This window comes from Leisingera sp. F5, from assembly GCF_001593695.1.
In genome coordinates, this window is the sequence record NZ_LUKH01001005.1 from 1 (window position 1) to 1,365 (window position 1,365).

At 61.0% G+C, this 1,365-nt stretch carries 1 protein-coding gene; it reads right to left on the reverse strand.

Features of this window, described 5'->3' with window-relative positions; translation table 11 throughout:
- Window positions 1–130 precede the first annotated feature (130 nt).
- The coding region (gene gorA, locus A2I95_RS38300) for a glutathione-disulfide reductase (RefSeq protein WP_291737638.1) at window positions 131–1,365 on the reverse strand (1,235 nt) is incomplete at its 5' end.

The following is a 1,365-nucleotide window of genomic DNA, read 5'->3' on the forward strand; positions in this document are numbered from 1 at the left end:
CGCCAGAGGAGCCACCGCCCCCCCATGGGCCACCGCTATTGCCCGCCATTTGTCTCCTATCCGTTTGCTGCCGCCCATGAATGTTTCACAATGGGCGGCATGAGGTCTAAATTGTTGCCGGTCCGCCCGATCAGGTCGTGCGCACCGGCGTCTTCAGCGTTACCAACTCTTCCGACATTGTCGGGTGGACCGCAACCGTGCGGTCGAAATCTTCCTTGGTTGCGCCCATCTTTACCGCAATTCCGGCCAGCTGGATCATCTCTCCGGCACCCGGTGCGACAATGTGGCAGCCCAGCACCTTGCGCGTGGCTTTTGACACCACCAGCTTCATCAGCACTTTCTGGGCCCGGCCCGCAAAGGCCTGCTGCATCGGCTTGAAGGAGGCCGCATAAACCTCGATCGCTTCCTGCTTGGCCGCGTCTTCTTCGCTCAGGCCCACAGTGCCCATTTCCGGCTGGGTGAAGATCGCCGTCGGGATCAGCTCGTGGTCGGGGCTGGTCGGGTTGCCTTTGAACACTGTTTCGACAAAGGCCATGCCTTCGCGGATCGCCACCGGCGTCAGATTCACCCGATCGGTCACATCACCCACCGCAAAGACTGACGGCACCCCGGTCTGGCTGTAGGCATCGACCATGATGGCGCCGCCCTTGCCGCGCTCGACGCCGATGTTTTCAAGCCCCAGATTGTCCGCATTGGGCGCGCGGCCCGTGGCATACATCACCTTGTCGAACACATGTTCATTGCCGTGCGTATCAGTCACCCGGATCTTGCCGCCCTCGGCGCGCATTTCCGTGACATTGGTGTTCAGCTGCAGGTCCACGCCGGCCTCCACCATGCCTTCTGCGATCACGCCGCGCGCTTCCTCGTCAAAGCCGCGCAGGATCTGCGGGCCGCGGTAGAATTGCGTGGTCCTGACGCCCAAGCCATTCATGATGCCCGCAAATTCAGACGCGATATAACCGCCGCCGACAATCAGCAGGCTTTCGGGCAGCGTATCCAGGTGGAAAATCTCGTTCGAGGTGATCGCCAGCTCCGAGCCCGGAAATTCCGGCACGGTCGGCCAGCCGCCGGTCGCGACCAGAATATGCTTGGCCGTCTTGCGAGTGCCATCGGCCAGCTCAACGGTGTGCGCATCGGCCAGCTTGGCGCGCTGGTCAAAGCTCTCAACACCGTTGTTCTTCAATATGTTGCGGTAAATGCCTTCCAGCCGGTCCAGCTCGCTGTGCAGCTTGCCCTTGAAAGTATCCCAGTTGAAGGCGCCTGCCTTGATATCCCAACCATAGGCCCGGGCGTCCTCAACCATGCCGGAATATTCCGAGGCAAAAACCATCAGCTTCTTCGGCACGCAGCCGCGGATCACACAAG